Origin of the sequence: Acinetobacter lwoffii, assembly GCF_024129595.1 — a bacterium.
In the GTDB taxonomy this organism is placed as follows: Bacteria; Pseudomonadota; Gammaproteobacteria; order Pseudomonadales; family Moraxellaceae; genus Acinetobacter; species Acinetobacter lwoffii_O.
Genome location: NZ_JAMXXS010000016.1, coordinates 15,953 through 34,744, shown reverse-complemented (window position 1 = coordinate 34,744; position 18,792 = coordinate 15,953). Strand labels below are relative to the sequence as shown.

General features: G+C 42.2%; 18 protein-coding genes, 1 tRNA gene and 1 pseudogene. 13 read left to right on the top strand and 7 right to left on the bottom strand.

Features of this window, described 5'->3' with window-relative positions; genetic code table 11:
* The first annotated feature begins 783 nt into the window (after nt 1–783).
* Nucleotides 784–1,362, top strand: coding sequence for a LexA family protein (locus tag NI466_RS09260; RefSeq protein ID WP_253173380.1), 579 nt, complete (start codon nt 784–786; stop codon nt 1,360–1,362).
* 31 nt (nt 1,363–1,393) lie between these two features.
* Complete coding sequence (locus tag NI466_RS09255; protein WP_253173379.1) at nt 1,394–2,689, top strand: Y-family DNA polymerase; 1,296 nt, start codon at nt 1,394–1,396, stop codon at nt 2,687–2,689.
* A gap of 164 nt (nt 2,690–2,853) precedes the next feature.
* On the opposite strand, the gene NI466_RS09250 is transcribed toward NI466_RS09255, so the two are convergent.
* Together NI466_RS09250 and NI466_RS09245 are read right to left on the bottom strand one after the other, a co-directional pair.
* The gene (locus NI466_RS09250) at nt 2,854–3,141 is read right to left on the bottom strand and encodes a type II toxin-antitoxin system RelE family toxin (protein ID WP_005134734.1); all 288 of its coding nucleotides are present in this window, start codon (nt 3,139–3,141) and stop codon (nt 2,854–2,856) included.
* Nucleotides 3,131–3,379 (bottom strand): type II toxin-antitoxin system Phd/YefM family antitoxin, encoded by a 249-nt coding sequence (locus NI466_RS09245; protein WP_072689757.1) that lies wholly within the window; start codon nt 3,377–3,379, stop codon nt 3,131–3,133. Before NI466_RS09245 ends, NI466_RS09250 begins: the two co-directional genes overlap by 11 nt.
* 266 nt (nt 3,380–3,645) lie before the next feature.
* Here NI466_RS09245 and NI466_RS09240 point away from each other — a divergent pair, with 266 nt between their 5' ends.
* On the top strand, nt 3,646–4,662 hold the full coding sequence (locus tag NI466_RS09240; protein ID WP_253173378.1) for a restriction endonuclease: 1,017 nt from the start codon (nt 3,646–3,648) through the stop codon (nt 4,660–4,662).
* 93 nt (nt 4,663–4,755) lie between these two features.
* Here the strand turns inward: NI466_RS09240 and NI466_RS09235 are convergent, their stop codons facing one another.
* A complete protein-coding gene (locus NI466_RS09235) occupies nt 4,756–5,052 on the bottom strand; it encodes a helix-turn-helix domain-containing protein (RefSeq protein ID WP_253173377.1) in 297 nt (98 codons plus the stop codon).
* 184 nt (nt 5,053–5,236) lie between these two features.
* Here NI466_RS09235 and NI466_RS09230 point away from each other — a divergent pair, with 184 nt between their 5' ends.
* On the top strand, nt 5,237–5,641 hold the full coding sequence (locus tag NI466_RS09230) for a hypothetical protein (RefSeq protein ID WP_152342542.1): 405 nt from the start codon (nt 5,237–5,239) through the stop codon (nt 5,639–5,641).
* Between the two features lie 328 nt (nt 5,642–5,969).
* The gene (locus NI466_RS09225) at nt 5,970–6,806 is read left to right on the top strand and encodes an HNH endonuclease (protein WP_253173376.1); all 837 of its coding nucleotides are present in this window, start codon (nt 5,970–5,972) and stop codon (nt 6,804–6,806) included.
* A 322-nt stretch (nt 6,807–7,128) separates the two neighbouring features.
* On the opposite strand, the gene NI466_RS09220 is transcribed toward NI466_RS09225, so the two are convergent.
* From NI466_RS09220 to NI466_RS09210, 3 genes are all read right to left on the bottom strand, one after another.
* Entirely contained in the window at nt 7,129–7,524 is a 396-nt protein-coding gene (locus NI466_RS09220) for a hypothetical protein (RefSeq protein WP_253173375.1), read from the bottom strand.
* Between the two features lie 510 nt (nt 7,525–8,034).
* Nucleotides 8,035–9,339: a tyrosine-type recombinase/integrase gene (locus NI466_RS09215; RefSeq protein ID WP_177156022.1), complete on the bottom strand. Its 1,305-nt coding sequence runs from the start codon at nt 9,337–9,339 to the stop codon at nt 8,035–8,037.
* A gap of 180 nt (nt 9,340–9,519) precedes the next feature.
* A tRNA-Leu gene (locus tag NI466_RS09210) sits at nt 9,520–9,606 on the bottom strand.
* A gap of 167 nt (nt 9,607–9,773) precedes the next feature.
* Between NI466_RS09210 and queA the strand changes: the two genes are divergently transcribed.
* From queA to secF, 8 genes and pseudogenes are all read left to right on the top strand, one after another.
* Nucleotides 9,774–10,808, top strand: coding sequence for a tRNA preQ1(34) S-adenosylmethionine ribosyltransferase-isomerase QueA (queA, locus tag NI466_RS09205; protein ID WP_004281661.1), 1,035 nt, complete (start codon nt 9,774–9,776; stop codon nt 10,806–10,808).
* Between the two features lie 16 nt (nt 10,809–10,824).
* Nucleotides 10,825–11,853, top strand: a complete 1,029-nt coding sequence (locus NI466_RS09200) for a hypothetical protein (RefSeq protein ID WP_253173374.1) — start codon at nt 10,825–10,827, stop codon at nt 11,851–11,853.
* Nucleotides 11,854–11,902: 49 nt separating this feature from the next.
* Nucleotides 11,903–12,472 (top strand): LemA family protein, encoded by a 570-nt coding sequence (locus tag NI466_RS09195; RefSeq protein WP_253173373.1) that lies wholly within the window; start codon nt 11,903–11,905, stop codon nt 12,470–12,472.
* Nucleotides 12,473–12,585: 113 nt separating this feature from the next.
* Nucleotides 12,586–13,428 (top strand): annotated as a pseudogene (locus NI466_RS09190) (DUF4303 domain-containing protein).
* 130 nt (nt 13,429–13,558) lie between these two features.
* On the top strand, nt 13,559–14,689 hold the full coding sequence (gene tgt, locus NI466_RS09185) for a tRNA guanosine(34) transglycosylase Tgt (protein ID WP_005252828.1): 1,131 nt from the start codon (nt 13,559–13,561) through the stop codon (nt 14,687–14,689).
* Nucleotides 14,690–14,789: 100 nt separating this feature from the next.
* On the top strand, nt 14,790–15,119 hold the full coding sequence (yajC, locus tag NI466_RS09180) for a preprotein translocase subunit YajC (RefSeq protein WP_004645158.1): 330 nt from the start codon (nt 14,790–14,792) through the stop codon (nt 15,117–15,119).
* A gap of 51 nt (nt 15,120–15,170) precedes the next feature.
* Entirely contained in the window at nt 15,171–17,069 is a 1,899-nt protein-coding gene (secD, locus tag NI466_RS09175) for a protein translocase subunit SecD (protein WP_004733746.1), read from the top strand.
* 8 nt (nt 17,070–17,077) lie between these two features.
* Nucleotides 17,078–18,052 carry a protein translocase subunit SecF gene (gene secF, locus NI466_RS09170; RefSeq protein ID WP_171066787.1) on the top strand — a complete coding sequence of 325 codons (975 nt, stop codon included), beginning with the start codon at nt 17,078–17,080 and terminating at the stop codon, nt 18,050–18,052.
* A gap of 24 nt (nt 18,053–18,076) precedes the next feature.
* Here secF and NI466_RS09165 read toward each other — a convergent pair whose 3' ends face one another.
* Entirely contained in the window at nt 18,077–18,760 is a 684-nt protein-coding gene (locus NI466_RS09165; RefSeq protein ID WP_216986292.1) for a S24 family peptidase, read from the bottom strand.
* Between the last annotated feature and the right edge of the window lie 32 nt (nt 18,761–18,792).

The window sequence follows — 18,792 nt, the reverse complement described above, 5'->3', positions numbered from 1 at the left end:
GAATTAGAAAAAGTGGGGCTCATCGGATGGTTACTCCTTTCTTGGTTTATCCTATCTTGGTTTATCCTATCCAATGGCTAGATCAACTGCACCTAACACTCATGGCTTCATCTGTGAAGTTCACCACATTGAAGTACAAAAGTGAGTTGAGCATTTCATGAATTGAAGTAATAGCATCAGAACTAGATCAGACAATTTATCCTATCTTGAAAACTGTTTCAAAATACTGATGTGTTTTGTGTTGGGTAAGAATCCTTTTTCTGAATCGTACTCGGGGGGGTAGTCTCCCCCATGGGGTGTTCAGATGTAAGAATCCTACCCTCATACTAATGTGAGCAATTTTCTCAAAACTTTTGGTTTACCCTTAGGTCCAATGGGCACTGCAGATACACTCTGTCACCTCTAACAAGAGACACGGTTATTGATCTTGGCAGAACGCCTATGATGTCAATTCGGTTAGATGTGTGAATACCTGATTCATTTAGGTACATCATGATTGCATCCTGAATTTCATCTTGGCTTAAGCTGACATGGGTTGGGGTGATTTTCATATTGGTTTCCTTGATTTGGGTTTAAGTTAATGGGTTATCCCAAACCACCGCCAGGAGGGCGGCAATCCTTCTCGCCTATTTGATCTCTAAGTTGACATCGTAGAGCTCTGATCAATGGAACATCATTCAATGAGTCGCCTAAACCATTCATCGTAATTTCATTGCCTTAGCTAAATCCTATCGCATACTATTTGATAAAGTTACAAATTCAAATTAAGGGGAGATTACGTTAATGGTTGGACAAAGGGGTGGCAATAGAGAAGGTGCAGGAAGAAAGCCTTTATATGATGAACCAACAAAGGTTGTACGAGTACCGGAGTCTCGTGTCATTGAGATCAAGAATTACTTGGCAGGTTCTACCAAGACCAAATTCAATGATGTGGCATCTATTACTCTTGTGAATCCAAGCTCTGTAATGAGTATTCCTTTGGCTTCAGAAAAGGTTGCTGCTGGCTTCCCTTCTCCCGCCCAGGATTATGTCGACAAAACATTAGACATGAATGAACACCTCATCAAAAATGAAGCAGCAACATTCGTTGTGAGAGTCGCTTCACTTTCCATGAGGGATGCAGGTATTGAGATTGATGACGAACTGATTGTAGACCGTAGCATTGAAGCCAAGCATGAAGACATCGTGATTGCACTGATCGACAATGAGTTCACTGTAAAACGCCTCATGATTGAAGGTGATGATAATCGTTGGCTTAAAGCAGAGAACCCTGAGTATTCCGACATTCATCTGCAAGATGGTCAGGAAATGGTGATTTGGGGTGTAGTGACTTTTGTCATCAAGCCATTCAGAAAGCGTTAGTAGCGTTCATCATTCTTCTTGGTTTCTTAACATGGAATGTAAAAACAAGATCTACGCTTTAGTAGACATCAATAACCGCTATGTCAGTTGTGAACGCATCTTTAACCCAAGCTTGAACAATAAGCCTGTCATTGTGCTATCCAACAATGATGGCTGTGCTGTAGCACGTTCCCAGGAAGCCAAGGACTTGGGCATCAAGATGGGTGTTCCTCTCTTTCAGATCAAGGACATCGTAGAGCAGCATCAGGTGCAGGTGCTATCGAGCAACTATGCACTGTATGCAGAGATGTCTCGCAGATTCATGAAAATCCTGTCCAATTTCGTATCTCCCAAAGAGCAGGAGATTTACTCAATTGATGAGTGCTTTCTCGATCTGACAGCTCATGCAGGGAATTACGACTTGACTGAATATGCCCATCAGATTCGTCAGCGTGTGTTTTCTTGGCTTGGTTTACCTGTATGTATTGGCATTGGACGTTCAAAGACTGAAGCGAAACTAGCGAACCATATTGCCAAGAAGAACGCTTACTTCAATGGTGTTTGCAACTTGGTTTCAATGGATCCATGCTCTGCTGAAACTCTGCATCAAGCCATAGATGTTGGTGAAATCTGGGGCATAGGCCGAAAGCATTCAAAGAAGCTCAACAGCCTGGGGATTCATTCAGTTATGGATTTTGTCTTGGCTTCCCCTCTGATGATCAGGGACCAGTTCTCAGTAGTGATGCACAGAACCCTATTGGAACTCCATGGACTTGCGTGCATTGAACTGGAACATACGCCACCTGCAAAGAAGCAGATCATTGCGAGTCGTTCTTTTGGTCAACGCATCTACCACATTGATGATCTTAAAGAAGCCATGTCATTGTATGTCATGGATGCGGTTAGCAGACTGAGAGATGATAATCTGTTGTGTGGTTGCCTGATTGGTTTCGTACAATCAAACCCATTTGATAGCTCTAAGCCCTTCTACAACAAGTCTTTATCCTTGGCTTTACCAGAACCTACCGACAACCTGTTGGTGCTCTCTAAACTCGCTACAGCGATGATTGATGGCCTGTATGCAAAGGATATAGCTTTCAAGAAATGTGGCGTGATTCTGACGTGTCTCGAACCAAAGGCAAGCCATGTGTATGACATGTTTACCGACATGAAGCATATCGAGATCAGTGATGCTTTAATGGATTCCCTTGAAGCGATTCATCTTAAGTATGGCAAAACCAAGATTGCCTTAGGCGCGAGTTTAATGCCGAACAGAACATGGAATATGTCACGAGATCGGCTAACACAGAACTACTTTAAGTGGGATCAACTGCTTTGTGTAAAGTAATTTTCCTGCCTATAAATTGATTTCGTTTTGGTTTCACAATAGTTTTCTATTGACTGCAAAATGGTTGTAATTTGCAACTACTTAATCAAAGATTATCTACATAAAAAATGCCCATAAACATGAGTGTTTTCATAGACACTATCTGCTTATAGGCATTACATCATTTATGAATGACGAGAGTTGGCATCATCATAGACGGCATTGTTTTCACGTCTGCCTACAGCAATCACGATGACAACTACCTCATCATCAATGACTTCATAAACCAAACGATAACCAATGCTGCGAAGTTTGATCTTGTAGCGATTAGGATGTCCTGACAGCTTGTTTTTGGGAATGCGAGGATTCTCCAAAACCTTGATCAACTTCTTCTTTAATGGCTGCTTAATACTTGGATTAAGCTTATTCCATTCTGCTAATGCTTCTTCTAAAAAGTCTAACTTATAGGTCATCAATATTTACTCGAATGCGTTTTTGATTCGCACGAGTATCTGCAATCTTATTCAGTTCTAGGTCTTCTAGTTGTTCCATCATCGTTTCATACAGATCAGCCGGAACACAGTAAAACGCTGGTGTATTACGATTGAGGATTGCAACAGGTTCACCTTTGCCTGCCAACACTGTATCCATCGGACTCTTTTTGAGTTCAGTAATACTTGCAGTCATTCGTGCATGGATTAATTGAGTCATAGTTAAGCCTCTATAGAATTAAGCGTATGGCTTTTAGGTAATTATAATAAGTTACATACAAACAATAGCACTTTTAATCGTACTCTTAAACGTGCTATTTGTAATTTCATACAATTGTTAAAGGACAAGAAATTTCCTTAATTGATGAATTGGCTACCTCTTCCTTACTATAGAATGAGTTCAGCCTACTGATACATATCAATTATTAGGTACATCCCAATAAGCTAAAGAGATTGTAAATGACAAAAAATGTATGGGGAATTCACATGGATCGTTCAGTAGGCTTAACACCTATTGAACATGGTTTTATTGGAATAGGCTGGTCTGAGTTAGGAAATCTCTCAAAATTTACTGATAGAGACAGCCTTAAATTAGCATTGAAAGTAGCTCAACCGAAATCATCAGAAGCATCTATTCGAAGTCAATCTAGTCCTCTGTTTAGATTCATTAATGAAATGAAAATTGGTGATTATGTAATTTACCCTTCCAAAACAGACCGCATGATTTATGTTGGTGCTGTTTCAAGTGACTATTTTTACGAAGAGCCTCTGGAAGATGATGAGTATAAAAGCAGACGAAAAATCAATTGGATAACGCCTAACGGTATTCCTAGAAACACACTCTCTCAATCGACATTAAATGAGCTTGGCGCATTTATTACAATCTTCTTAATCAAACAACATACTGCAAATGAAATCTTAGGCCCACTCGGATTAATTGATGTTACCCCAGAAGACTTTCCACTTTCACCGGATCAAGAAGATGAATTAAATGAAACTTTGGATGATAATGAATTAACGACCAAGGCAATTAATGAAAGTGCTAAAACTTCTACTGAAGACTTTATTATTGGACGATTACATCAAAACCTGAATGGCTATCAATTTGAAGAGTTTATAGCTCATTTACTTGAGTGCATGGGTTATGTTGCAAGAATTACGCAGAGATCGGGGGATGGTGGGGTCGATATTATTGCTCATAAGGATGTACTTGGATTTGAACCACCAATCATAAAAGTTCAGTGTAAGAAAACACTATCTTCTAATGGTTTACCCGAAATCAATCAGCTTCTTGGAACCTTGGGTGATGATGAATATGCTCTATTCGTAAATTTAGGTAGCTACACGATTCAAGCAAGGAACAAGGCAAATAACAAGTCTAGATTAAGGTTAATTGATGGAAAGGAGCTGATTAGCTTAATTTACAAGTACTATGATAGCTTTAGCCCACAATACCGGGCGTTAATTCCTTTAAGAAAAATCTTCATACCTGATTTAAGCTAAAAAAAGCACCGCATAAAAAATGAAAGGGCCTAACTTCCTGTTAGGCTTTTTCGTGTTGTGTCTCGCTGATAACTCAACTATTCCTACACAATTCTAGTGCTTTGATACCCTATATACTGTTGCAACTCCACAGCCTACAGCTTTGGCAATCTCATCTTTAGTCATGTTCCCAGCAGCTAATAGCTCTTGAATTCGCTTGTGCTTTGCTTGGTTTGCTTCCTGCAGCAACTTATTCAACTCTGGTCGTTCGAGCTTGGTACCAGTGTAATGCTCAACATAGATGATTGGTTTCCCCAATTCTAACGAGTCGTTGAGAGTATTCAGTTCAGCCAATGCCCTTTGTGCATCTTGATCTTTGGTAGAGGCTCGAAAATAGATTCGTGTATTCATGTTTTGTCATTTGTACTTAGATTATCAAGTACTATGATAATACTGTCATTTGATTATGGTTTTAAGTCTAATGATAGTAGCTATTTACCGTTTCGCTGTTTCTCATTCGGGTATAGCCCAATGACAGCTAGTATTAGCGAGTATTTAGCATATTATGAAATACTTATTATAGAGGGGTAAATTTATGAAATTTTTGGCTTTAACATTGCTTGCTAGTATTTCAACTGTAGCAGTTGCTTATCCAGGTAGCAGTCTTGATTCATCAACATATGTATCTGATTCATCTATTTATGGATCTAATTCTAATTCATCAGATAGATACCGTAGCACGAGCTATAACAACATTGGCAACAATACTTATGGTAGTGATGGTTCAAGCTATCGTAGTAATGGTAACTACACATACGGTACAAGCCCTAACAATTTAGGCGAAAGCTATAGAAGAAGTGGCAATACCACATACGGTACTGGATATGACAATCGTGGGTACAGCTCCACTCGCATAAGTCCTAACTCCTCTGTTACTCGTGACCAAGATGGAAATATTGGTACCTGCATCAATATCGGCAATACAGTTACTTGTAACTAGGAATCCTAGGAAGGGCTTTATTAAGTAACCTGAGTATTTAAGGACTCGCCTCCTTTATCATTAGTTAAAAAAAATGGATGCAGTCTAGCTCAACTGATCAATCAAAGATCAATTGCTTAGCCTATCTATTGCACTTCCTATTCCCACAAATTACATTTATTAGACCTTTTCAGTTGGTGCGATTGTTTGTTTCGAGCCAAGAGTTTTACCGCAAGTGATCTCTTGGAAAACAGTGCCAAGTGGAGGAAAGCGGGGTTATTGACATTTCCCCGCTTTTCTTTTGCCTAATTATAGTAGGTCATCAATTTCACAAGGCTAAGCATTGAAAATGCAATCTTTATCAAACCATCAAATTCAAGATCATCTATTACGTTCTGGTTTTACTAAAATCCCCCCCAAAGACCCCAATAACTACAAAGTCATTGGATTCAAAAAGCCACACTTACATCATCCAATCTATGTAAAAGCAACCAACAATTTCCCGTTGGTGATACATGACACATATGATGCTATCAGACCTAAATTACTGAAAATTGATGGAGTACACGTCGACACTGGTAAAGAGTATTACAACTCGAATATGAAGGAATTTAACACGAAGATAAATCCTAATAGCTCATCAAAAAACCCCACTCCAACTAAATTTGGTTTGGATTTTGGATTTGCAAACACCAATGCACTTCAAAAATTTTTAGAGCATCTTGCCCCGATTGTTAAAGCTGACCCAATGGCCAAGGTGAGCCCTGAAGATGTAGATGACTCCTTTGATGAGTCAACACCACCTACAGAAAAGGACGCAATCATCAAAGCTAGAATTGGACAAGGAGCTTACAGGAAAGCCTTACTAGATTATTGGAATGGTTGTGCAGTAACTGGTTGTACAAGAAAGGCATTTCTCATTTCTTCACATATTATCCCATGGAGCAAGGATAAAGAGGCTCGTCTTGATCCATTCAATGGTTTACTTCTTACACCTACACTAGACCGAGCTTTTGACAATGGTTTGATCAGCTTCAAAGATGATGGCTTGATCCTATTGAGCTCAGCACTGAGTAAAACTGATCTAGAGCTATTACATTTGGATGCAACTCTTCGTTTACGAAAAGTTGATGTTAAGCACCTACCTTACTTAGCTTGGCACAGGGCTAACTTATTCAAATCTTAATGGGTAGTGTCACTTCCTTTTGTCCTTGCGACACTGCCCCTGTCGGGCGTGTCTGGGACATCGAAAGTGACACCTTTCCTATACATTAGACCTTGGGTTCAAGTTGGTTGGCTCTCAGCTCCATTCATCATATTACTATTCATTAAACACGTCTTACCAATCAACTGCATCTACATCATATTCTCCCAAAAATTCTGCAGATCCTATTCAGGGCTATATCAGTTGATCAGTAAGACTTGCTGGTTTTTACAAAGGAAGGTTCACACTAAAGCTATTTTCTTTAAGTACAAACCGTTCTAGGCACCGGAGGTGCCCACTACTCTCAAATGATGTAATAGACATTACTTACATACGCACCCATTCTCTTCTTTCCTTGTTTAATGCTCTTATTAAAAATCAACATCTCTAACCGTTCCCTTATAAGGGCAGAACTAAGCTCGCTACTTAGGCTTAAATAATCGTAAAGTTCTTTAGTGGTAACACCACCTAGCCCATTTGATGCAATAAATGATTTAATATGCTCTAACTCTTTAACAATCTGATATAGAGCATGACGGTATTTTTCAAAAACCGATAAGTCGTGTTCATCTTGCTGTGGTTCAGTAATGGCTAAATCCTTGAGAAGTTGCAGCAGTAGCTGAATTGTCTTTTGGGGGTCTGTTCTCATCCCCTCTTCAAGCAATTCTTTGATAATTTGAAGAACAGTTTGCTGTGACATATTAAGCCCCACTCGTTTTGAATGGACTCGAAATTACACTCAATGAATAGATCATGTCAAATTAATTTATAATAAAAATCAAATACTTAATTAACAACTTACTCACTTATCCATTTGAATACGTACGTACTCAAGTACTTATATGAAATTTGGTACTATTCCTCTATACCCCTTAAAATACACATATCTTTTAATGGATAAGGAGATCCTAAATGCAACCCACATCTGAAGACATAGTTATACTTAATACCATAGCTAATTGCGTGGATAAGGCTAGTTCTATTGGACCTTTTCGCAACGAGGATGCAAAATCCACGTTTTATGTTGAACCAAAGATGCATCGCAAATTAGAGGTAATCTGCGAATACACAAGTCTTACAAAGCAAGAGATTTACTCTAAAGCTTTAGGTAATTACCTTCGTATTGGCTATCTTAACGATATAGACATAAGGCAATTTAAAAACGAATTCATCTAAAAAAAAAAGCCCCCAAGGACGGGGGCTTTTTCATTCAAGCAATCTCTCGACTAAACTGAATTAGATTGTCATGGTTTGTATACTGGTAAGGGGGAACATAGCCTTTGCTTTCAATATCCAATATGTACTGACTCCACCATTTCATCATTTTCTTTCGTTCATAAAGATACTCTGCAACATGAGTATAAGCCCCAACTACATTACTACGCTCTTGGTGGCTCATCTGTTTCTCGATGGCATCTCTTTGAAAAAGACCACACTCCCCCAGCGCTGAACGAGCCATAGCCCTAAAACCATGAAAACAGAGTTCTTTCTGTGTGTCATACCCCATTCGCCTTAAGGCTTCATTGAACGTGTTTTCACTAAGAAATGATGTTCCACTATATGAGCTTGGAAAGACCAGCTCTGTACTGCTTAATAGCCTCACTTGCTCAAGTAAACCAACAACATAGTCTGATAAAGGAATAATATGAGGCTCTCTCATTTTAGCTCCACGATCAGAATGCTTAATTCCATGTATTTGGTTTCTTTTCCCAGGCAATACCCACTGCTTTCTTTCTAAATCAATTTCATTCCATCTCGCGAAGCGTAGTTCTGAAGATCGGATGAATGTATGTAGACCAAGCTCCAAACAAAGCTTAGTCATCTGGCAACCTGTATCAGCTTTGATACGATGAATAAGCTCTGGAAGACGCTCAAGTGCTAGAGCTGGCCTATGATTCTTTGGAACTGAAAGATCCAAGCTTTCCATTTCACGAGCATGATTTACTTCTATATAGCCATACTGAACGGCATAACTGAAAATGAGTACAAGATCAGCTCGGATGCGCTGAGCATTATCAGCACTATGATCATAAATTTGATTCAAGGCTAGACGCAGGTCTTTAGGACGTATATCTGCTATTTGAAAATGGCCGATGCGAGGAAAGAGATGATTCTCAAATTTCCTTAATCTTTTTCTTTTGGTTTCCTGATCTAATGGTTTCTTGTCAGCATAACGGTCTAGCCAAGCTCGAGTAATTGATTCAAGTGAGTAATCTACTGAGCTTTTAGCACTCAAGGATTCAAGGTACTCCTTAGGATCCACACCCTCAGCAATTAAGGTTAAGTATTCTCTCTTCTTCTCTCTTGCATAAGCTAATTTACACTCTGGGTAATTACCTATAGTAAGGACAATACGCTTCCCAAACTGATTCTTATACTGGAAGACCCAAGTCTTTTTACCTGAGCTTCTGATTCGCAAGTACAGCCCATCACCATCACAAAGACTGAAGTCTTTATCTCTAGGTAGGGCGTATTCAATTTGAGTAACAGTTAAAGGTTTTACTACTTTAGCCATCGAAATTTAAACATCCAAAACAGCATTCTGGATGTTTATTCTTAGCTGCAAGAGGGGTTATTTAGTAGTATTTCTTAAAATAGAGTTAATTAATTCTTAATACAAATTCATCCAACTATTTGATTTATATAGGCAATAAAAAACCCCAAGACTGAATGTGCTTGGGGTTTTCTAGAATTTTGGTCCCGAGGGTCGGACTCGAACCGACACGTCATCTCTGACAGCGGATTTTGAGTCCGCCGCGTCTACCAATTTCACCACCTCGGGAGTGGATGAAAGGTATAATACGCGATTTCTCGGCACTGTCAACGCAGAATATTTACATTTGTTTATTTTTAAAACAAATGGCATTTTTTCGTTTTAAAATCGAGCAATTCCCGCTATAAAAAAGAAAAAAGTTTATACTAGCCGCAGTTTTTTTAGCGTAAATCATCATGCAACTTTCTGATTTTAATTTTGATCTCCCCGATGAGCTGATTGCTCGCTATCCACTGGAAACCCGCAGTGCCTCTCGCCTGCTGCACCTCGATACCCAAGGTCAATATCATGACCATCAATTTACTGACATTCTGGATTTACTTGAAGACGGCGACTTGTTGATATTGAATGACACCAAAGTCATGAAGGCCCGTTTAAAAGGTAAACGTGCTTCAGGCGGTGCGGTAGAAGTGCTGGTTGAGCGTATGCAAGATCGCTTTATTGCCTATTGCCATATCAAGGCCAGTAATACTCCGAAAGCCGGTGCAGAGCTTTTTATTGGCCCGGATGCAGTGAAAGTGATCGTACAAGGCCGTCATGAAAATCTGTTTATTGTAAAATTTTCACAACCGATTCTCGATGTGCTGGATCAATACGGCGCCTTGCCGATTCCGCCTTATTTCAACCGTGAAGCGGAAGAGATCGATACTGAACGTTATCAAACTGTATTTAATGACCCAACCAAACTGGCCAGCGTTGCAGCACCTACTGCCAGCCTGCATTTTGATGCCGATCTGTTGGCAAAATTGGAAGCCAAAGGGATTCAAAAAACTTTTGTGACCCTACATGTTGGTGCAGGTACTTTCCTGCCAGTGCGTACCGATGATATTCAAAATCACATCATGCACAGCGAATGGTGCGACGTCCCTGAAACTGCGGTCGAGATGATTCGTCAGACTAAAGCCCGCGGTAATAAAGTCATTTCTGTAGGCACGACTGCCACCCGTGCAGTCGAAAGTGCAGCACAAGCACATAACGGTGAACTGGCAGCCTGGACAGGTGATACCCAGATTTTCATCTATCCGGGTTATCAGTTTAAAGTGGTCGATCGTTTGATCACCAACTTCCATTTACCAGAATCGACCCTGTTAATGCTGGTGTCTGCCTTGTCCAATCGTGACAACATTCTGAATGCGTATAAACATGCAGTAGACAGCAAGTATCGCTTCTTCAGTTATGGCGATGCCATGCTGATTGATCAGGCGAAATAAGCGAGAACCATTGCCCATGCCGATCGAGTCTGTACAACAATCCATTCATATTCGTCGCAAGAAAAATGCAGTGGTATTTCAGAATATCGCCCGGCTTTGGGAATTGGGTCAACAGGCCAAAACTCATCAAGAACTGCTCGACGGGCTGCATCCCTGGAATGGCCCGATTACGCTCAAGTTTGAAAATAACCTGCCGCTTGCGCTTGCCGGAATTGGGCTTTTTCTGATTGGCAGCATTTTTATTGCGCCGGGAAATATCTGGATTCAGGGCAGTGTTTTTCTCGGCTGTCTCTGTATCTTCTGGGCCTATATTTGCTATGAACAGCAGCAGCCCTTAGAGGAAGTCATTGCTTTTCTGGAAGAACAGGCACTGGCCAAAAAATATCAGCTTGCCTTTCAAAAACAGCCACTGCATATTTCCATGCCACTCAATCCCCTGCACTTTATCCGGCATTTAAAACAATTATTTCCAGTATTCAATCAAGGTTCGTTGAGTAATGAGATTCAGCGTTATGCCAGCACGGTCTGGGAAGATGAAAATGGCCAGCAACATCAGGTGCTACTGTTCCAATACCACTATATTGATGAAGTACAGGCCCGAAATAAGGAAGGTCAGCCAGTCAAACTGATGCAGGTCCATAAAGACCTGTGGGGCGTATTTGTGTTTGATATCCAGATTCAGGGACTGGCCGTTACGACTTCCAGAAAGAAATTTTATTATCCTTATAGCCATCCCTGGCACAGCAGCGATATTCGCACTAACCAGAGATTAAACTTTTATGGCAGTGATCCGATGCAAACTGCCAAATTACTCAGTCCAGGTTTTGTGCTGCGACTGGCCGATTTTTTTGAACAGCGTCAGGGTGATTTACTGTTTCACCCAGAAAACAAGATGCTGTGCTATCTGGGGCCACATGATTTATTTCAGGTATCGAGCAAGCAGCAGAATATTAGCGATATTTCCACATTGCGCGGTCATCTGAGAACGTTTAAATTAAAACAGCTCGAAAATTTACAACATGATCTGCTGCAGTTTTTAAAATAAATTTTTCGCATCATTTTTTAAATATAGATATAGCTTGGGGAGATCTCGGATGGGATTTTTGATTTTATGTTTGGTCATTGTGGCACTGATTGTCGCGATTATCATGATCCGCAACAGTATTGTCCGTCATCACAACGCCACGATTCGCGCCTGGTCGGATGTCGCCAGTTATGAACGGCAAAAACTGAAAATTCTGGACGGGCTGCAACCGCTAGTCGAGCAATACTCGAGTTTTGAAAAAGGCACGCTAGAAAAAGTCACCGAACTGCGTCAGAACATCATAAACCTGAATATCAAGGATGCCGATATTGGACAATTACAACGCATTGAAAGTCTGAACAAACAGTTAATGCATAGCCTGAATGTCGTGATTGAAAATTATCCGGAACTGAAAGCCAATGACATCTATCTGAAAATAATGGCTGAAATTGAAGAACAGAATGAAAATGTCGGTGCGGCGATTACCATTTATAATCGCAATGTCGAGCTGTTTAACAACCAGATCCAGATTTTTCCGCACAACATCATTAATAATATGTTACTCAGAAAAAAAGTGGTACGTCCATTCCGTGATCAAAGCGTGACACAGAATTTTGATTACCGTCCGAACTTTCACTGAGTGAACAGCAAGATCTGATAAAATTTTGCATCCTTGGCGCATTAACTTATTATAAAAATAGCCAAGGATGCGGCTGTACCTATCTAAAACTTATAATATAAAGAATAAAAATTATGCTGGATTATTTAGAGCACTTGCAACAGACGCTGGTCGAGGAATTTTATCGGTTATACGACCATTATCAGGATGATCAAATCTATGCCTGTAGTCTGGTCTTTGACGAATTTTTACTGCTGGATGATCTGGCCATCTCGACTGAACGCAGTATTTTTAAAGATCCTGAAGATCCTCAGCAATATCTAGCGGAACAGGATCGCTGGAATGTCCAGAAATGGCGTTATCGGGCCCACACTTCGCCCGACTCAGGACTCACCCCCTTTAAAACCTTGCTGGCCGATTATTTTAAAACCTAGCACAGCTTTGGCCATCCGGTATTGACACAGCAAAAACAGCTGCACGCGACGCATCTGGATTTATTGCTGGATAGTTTTAAACAGGCCAAACATCGTCTTTCTGAGGCCTATGGTCTGGATCTGGATCGCATCCTGTTTTTCATGAGCCTGCCGCCCCAAGTCGCATTTGAATGCCAATCTGCACAGACACTTAATCCTGAGCATATTCATTTACAGGAATTTCTGGCATCCAGACAAACTACTCATTTACCTGCCATACAGAAACGCTTGAAACTCTCGCAAAACGACAAAGATATTCTGATTGATCTGGAGCAGATGCTGGTGATGGAGCCTTATGACTATCTACAAGTGGCGCAAGATGCCTATTTGCTGACTTTGGAATCCTATTTTGTCGATAGCAATATGTATATCCAGAAACTGATCCAGCATATCGCCGCAATGGCCTCTGAGCCGGATGGCAGCTGCGCCCTGAGCCGGGAAGATATTCAGCAGCGCTTGCAGCAGTTTTCTACACATCCGCCAATTTCCCCAGATGTTCCCTAGCTTCAGCGATAAATAAAATTACAGAGCGAATGCTCTACAATGCTGGCGTTTAGCGTAAGAATCAAGGAAAATAGCGCCCTTTAGCTATAACAATCAGCGAACTGTTTTTTCGCCTTGATGTGGAACTCCTATGAAGTTTGAAAAATTAGGTCAGTCGGGCCGTGCCCGTCGTGGTCGTTTAACGCTTGAACACGGTGTGGTGGAAACCCCGATGTTCATGCCTGTGGGTACGTATGGTACGGTCAAGGGCCTGTTGCCACGCGACATTAAAGAGATCAAATCTCAAGTCATTCTGGGCAATACCTTCCATTTGTATTTACGTCCAGGACTGGATGTAATTCGTGAACATGGCGGCCTGCACGGCTTTATGAAATGGAATAGTCCCATTTTGACCGATTCAGGCGGCTTCCAAGTCTTCAGTCTGGGCGCAATGCGTAAAATCAAAGAAGAAGGTGTAACCTTCCGCTCGCCGATTGATGGCTCAAAAGTATTTTTATCTCCTGAAATTTCAATGGATATTCAGCACACGCTGAACTCTGACATTGTGATGATTTTTGATGAATGTACCCCGTACCCTGCGACGCATGAAGAAGCGCAAAAATCTTTGCAACTGTCTTTGCGCTGGGCCAAACGCTGTAAAACCCAGCATCATGACGTGCTGAAAAACCGCAATGCGCTATTCGGTATTATTCAAGGCGGCATGTATGAAGATTTACGTGATGAATCTTTAAAAGGCCTGCTAGAAATCGACTTTGATGGTTATGCGATTGGCGGTCTGTCCGTGGGCGAACCAAAAGAGGAAATGATCAAGGTCCTGGATTATCTTCCAGAAAAAATGCCTGCAGACAAACCGCGTTATTTGATGGGTGTCGGCAAGCCTGAAGATATTGTAGAAGCGGTGCGTCGTGGTGTCGATATGTTTGACTGCGTGATGCCAACCCGAAATGCACGTAACGGTCACTATTTTGTGACAGACGGCTTGGTACGGATCCGTAATAGTAAATATCGTCATGACCAGAGTCCACTCGATCCGCATTGCGACTGCTATACCTGCCAGAACTTTACCCGTGCCTATTTATTCCATCTTGAGAAATGTGGAGAAATGCTCGGCTCTATGCTCGGTACGATTCATAATCTGCGCTATTACCTGCGTTTGACTGAAGCGATGCGTGATGCATTAGACAACGGTACATTTGACGAATTTGTTCATGACTTTTATGCCCGCCGTGGCCTGGAAGTGCCACCTTGTCCGCAAGATTAATCCATCAGTATTTGCGCTGAGGAAAAAGACAATGTAAATTGCAAGAATATGTCAATTTATTATCGAGTTGATCACCAGTTTTTTATTTTAGGAAAATGTAATGAGCCTTTTTATTTCGACTGCTCACGCTGCAGGTGAAGCTGCACAACAACCAAGCATGATGGCGAACCTTTTGATGATTGCTGTTTTTATTGCAATCTTCTATTTCTTGATCTGGCGTCCTCAATCTAAACGTGCCAAAGAACACCGTGCTTTGGTCGACAGCCTTGGCGTTGGCAGTGAAGTGGTATTTGCAGGCGGATTAATGGGCAAAATCACCAAGATTGAAGGTGACTTCGCAGTGGTTGAATTGAGCCGTGGTGTAGAAGTCAAAGTTCAACGTGCAAGTGTGATTTCAGTCCTCCCTGAAGGCACTTTAAATAACCTTTAATCAAAAATAGTCGTGCCCTCGCACGACTTTTTCATTTTAAGAAGAAAACGAATGCGTTACCCAGCATGGAAATATGTACTGATCCTGGTTGTCCTGGTGATCAGTACCTTATATGCCCTGCCAAGTTTGTATCCAGATGAACCTGCTGTACAGATTTCGGGTGCCAAAGCCGGTACTCAAATTGATGCAAGCATCGTACAAAAAGCAGAGCAAATTTTAAAAACTGAAAATATTGCCACCCATGACAATAGCTTTGGCAACAATGCAGCTTTATTACGTGTAGATTCAAGTGAATCGCAGCTTAAAGCTAAAGAGGCTTTACGTCGTGGTTTAGGTGATGATTACGTGGTTGCATTGAACCTTGCCCCGACCACCCCAGAATGGCTGCAAAAAATTGGTGCCAAACCAATGAAGCTCGGCCTGGATTTACGTGGTGGTGTTCACTTCTTGCTTGAAGTGGATATGGACAAGGCCATTTCCCAGCGCATGGAAACCTCTGCGACGGATCTACGTCGTCAGTTGCGTGATAACAACCTGAAATTTAATAGCCTGAATTTAAGCAACAACACCATTGTGATGCAGTTTGCCAACAATGATGATCGTTCTGCAACGATGGACTTCTTGCGCCGTAATGGCAATGAGTTTACCCAGCAGGCTGTTGCGACCGAGACGGGTTCGACTTTACGTTTGAACTATACCGATGTGCGTAAGCAAGAAATTGAATCTTATGCAGTCAACCAGAACTTGACCACTTTACGTAACCGTATTAACGAGTTAGGTGTAGCAGAAGCACTGGTGCAAACCCAGGGTAGCAACCGTATTGTGGTTGAGCTTCCTGGTGTACAGGATACCGCTGAAGCGAAACGTGTCTTGGGTCGTACCGCGAACCTCGAGTTCCGTCTGGTGTCTGACCTGAATGATCAATATATCGATCCATATACCGGTCAGGCAACGGGTGCATTACCACCGGGCACAGAAGTATTTGCTTATGAATCACTGGACAGTGGTCGTCAGCTCCTGTTGAACCGTAACCGTATCTTAACCGGTGAACGTGTTCAGAATGCATCAAGTGGCTTTAGCCAAGACACAGGCGGTGCTGAAGTTAACATTACCTTGGACAGCGCAGGCGGCAAACTGATGTCGGATGCCACCCGTAATGCGGTCGGCAAACGTATGGCCGTCTTGTTCATCGAGAACAAGCAGCGCATTAATTATGTGGAAGACCCTGCGACCGGCACTCAGACTGAAGTTCGTACCCCGTATACTGAATCTGTAGTCATTAACGCTGCAACCATTCAGGCAGTACTGGGTTCTCAGTTCCGTATTACTGGCCTGGACTCGCCGCAAGAAGCTGCTGAACTTGCCTTGATGCTGCGTGCAGGTGCGTTGGCTGCGCCAATGTATTTTGTTGAAGAACGTGTAATTGGTCCAAGTCTGGGTCAAGAAAACATCGATAAAGGTGTACTTTCAACTCAGATCGGTTTCCTTCTGGTCGCCATCTGGATGGTGGTATTCTTCCGTCTGTTTGGTGTGATTGCCAACTTTGCCTTGGTCTTTAACCTGGCGATGATTCTGACAGTCATGTCTTGGATTGGCGCTTCCCTTACCCTTCCGGGTATTGCCGGTATCGTCATTACCATCGGTATGGCGGTCGATGCCAACGTACTGATCTGTGAACGAATACGGGAAGAAATGAAATGGGGAGCTTCGCCAAAACAGGCGATTGTGGCCGGTTATGATCGTGCCTATAACACCATTTTCGACTCGAACTTGACCACATTCCTGGTGGCGTTCATTCTGTTCGCGATTGGTACAGGTCCGATCAAAGGCTTTGCCGTAACCCTGATGATTGGTATTGTCTGCTCGATGTTTACTGCCATTACAGTAACGCGTGCCGTGGTACAGCTCATTTATGGCAAAAAACGTAACTTGAAAAAGTTGAGCATTTAAGGAGATCACTGATGACTGAAAATACTCAACTGAATCAAAAACAGTACGGTCGCCCGGAAGACGAACGCATTATTCCGTTTATGAAGATTGCGATGCCTGCGGCATTGTTTTCAATCCTCTTAACCGTTGCGAGTATCTTCTTTATTGCCACCAAAGGCCTGAACCTCGGTTTAGACTTTACCGGTGGTGTGGCAGCCGAATTAAACTATACCAATCCGGTCAAACCTGAAGATGTCTCCAAGGCATTGAACCAGGCAGGCTTTAATGATGCTGTGGTTCAGACTTTAGGTTCTGAACGTGACCTGATGGTGCGTATGCCGGTTCAGGAAGATATCGAAGCTGAAGACCTGACCAAAGCTGTTACAGCCGCAGTTCAACTGCCAAATAATGCGGCAGAAGTACCGAAGGTTGATGTCGTCGGTGGACAGGTCGGTAATGAGCTCTATGTCCGTTCTGGCGGTGCTGTGGCACTTGCGCTCCTGCTGATGCTGGTCTATGTCACCATCCGCTTTGAGGTCAAGCTGGCTATGGGTGCAGTATTGTCACTGTTCCATGATATCGTCGTTACCCTCGGGATTTTTGCGATGATGCAGTGGCCATTTGACCTGACTGTACTTGCAGCACTCCTTGCAATCATCGGTTTCTCACTGAACGATAATATCGTGGTCTCTGACCGTATCCGTGAGAACTTCCGTAAGATTCGTGGTGCAGAACCGGTCGAAATCATTAACATTGCCCTGACTGAAACGCTGCGTCGTACCATTCATACCTCTATGACCTTATTGCTGGTGGTGCTTGCCATGATGCTGATGGGCGGCGATGGTCTGAAATGGTTCTCGATCGCGATGTTTGTTGGTGTCTTTGTCGGGACCTATTCGTCCATCTATATCGGTACGGCCTTTGCCTTGTGGCGTGGTCTGAACCGTCAGGACTTTATTGTTCAGGTGAAGCCAGAATTTGAAGACGAGAACCAGATTCCATAATCTGTTCTGTTTCATGTTCATCGTTCAGCCCGTCTTATGATGGGCTGAATTATTTCTGCCGTTTGAATATATGGCAGTGGGAATAATCGCAATGACTGGATGGATTTTCTCAATATCGGTTTTTTGGAAAATCACCTGTCGATGTTCATCCAGGCTTTGGAATTCATAATGATCTTGAGCTTCGCTCACCAACTGCAAAATGAGCTGCAGGCCATTAACCAGATACACACAGAGTATGCCTGCAGTGGATAACTCGACCTGTTTGTCACAGATCAGCCACCAGCCCGGTTTTAAGCTGGGAAAATAATACGGCCCTGCTACCTGAATTGCATAATGCTGTGCTTGCAGATGAAAAATATCCTGATTGAATGAAAATGCAGAATCTATAGGAATAAGTGCAAATGCCTGCTGTTGCACCACCTGCATCTGAAATAATACGCCTTGCTCTGGAATTGGAGCTAATTCAACTTTTGGCTCAGCCGACTGATCTAGAATGAGCACATCTAGACCCAGTTGTTGTTCCAGCTCCCTTGCTGCTTTCTCGCCGATCTGGCGTTTGCTATTCAGCAATTGAGCGATATACGATGCAGACAAGCCGAAATGCTCACAGATCTCTTTGCCGGTTTTAAATTGCTGTGTCTCGATCAGCAGATCAATCACCTTGGCCAGATTATTTCGTCTACGTTCAAATATTTCGGTGGCGCTCATCTTGGTTTGCTGGTCTATTTTTTATGCATGTG

Coding starts and splice junctions, on each gene's coding strand:
- NI466_RS09255 (WP_253173379.1), top strand. CDS start 1,394: ATGGAATGTAAAAACAAGATCTACGCTTTAGTAGACATCAATAACCGC.
- NI466_RS09250 (WP_005134734.1), bottom strand. CDS start 3,141: ATGACCTATAAGTTAGACTTTTTAGAAGAAGCATTAGCAGAATGGAAT.
- NI466_RS09260 (WP_253173380.1), top strand. CDS start 784: ATGGTTGGACAAAGGGGTGGCAATAGAGAAGGTGCAGGAAGAAAGCCT.
- NI466_RS09240 (WP_253173378.1), top strand. CDS start 3,646: ATGGATCGTTCAGTAGGCTTAACACCTATTGAACATGGTTTTATTGGA.
- queA (WP_004281661.1), top strand. CDS start 9,774: ATGCAACTTTCTGATTTTAATTTTGATCTCCCCGATGAGCTGATTGCT.
- NI466_RS09195 (WP_253173373.1), top strand. CDS start 11,903: ATGGGATTTTTGATTTTATGTTTGGTCATTGTGGCACTGATTGTCGCG.
- NI466_RS09245 (WP_072689757.1), bottom strand. CDS start 3,379: ATGACTCAATTAATCCATGCACGAATGACTGCAAGTATTACTGAACTC.
- yajC (WP_004645158.1), top strand. CDS start 14,790: ATGAGCCTTTTTATTTCGACTGCTCACGCTGCAGGTGAAGCTGCACAA.
- NI466_RS09230 (WP_152342542.1), top strand. CDS start 5,237: ATGAAATTTTTGGCTTTAACATTGCTTGCTAGTATTTCAACTGTAGCA.
- NI466_RS09220 (WP_253173375.1), bottom strand. CDS start 7,524: ATGTCACAGCAAACTGTTCTTCAAATTATCAAAGAATTGCTTGAAGAG.
- NI466_RS09200 (WP_253173374.1), top strand. CDS start 10,825: ATGCCGATCGAGTCTGTACAACAATCCATTCATATTCGTCGCAAGAAA.
- tgt (WP_005252828.1), top strand. CDS start 13,559: ATGAAGTTTGAAAAATTAGGTCAGTCGGGCCGTGCCCGTCGTGGTCGT.
- NI466_RS09215 (WP_177156022.1), bottom strand. CDS start 9,339: ATGGCTAAAGTAGTAAAACCTTTAACTGTTACTCAAATTGAATACGCC.
- secD (WP_004733746.1), top strand. CDS start 15,171: ATGCGTTACCCAGCATGGAAATATGTACTGATCCTGGTTGTCCTGGTG.
- NI466_RS09165 (WP_216986292.1), bottom strand. CDS start 18,760: ATGAGCGCCACCGAAATATTTGAACGTAGACGAAATAATCTGGCCAAG.
- NI466_RS09235 (WP_253173377.1), bottom strand. CDS start 5,052: ATGAATACACGAATCTATTTTCGAGCCTCTACCAAAGATCAAGATGCA.
- NI466_RS09225 (WP_253173376.1), top strand. CDS start 5,970: ATGCAATCTTTATCAAACCATCAAATTCAAGATCATCTATTACGTTCT.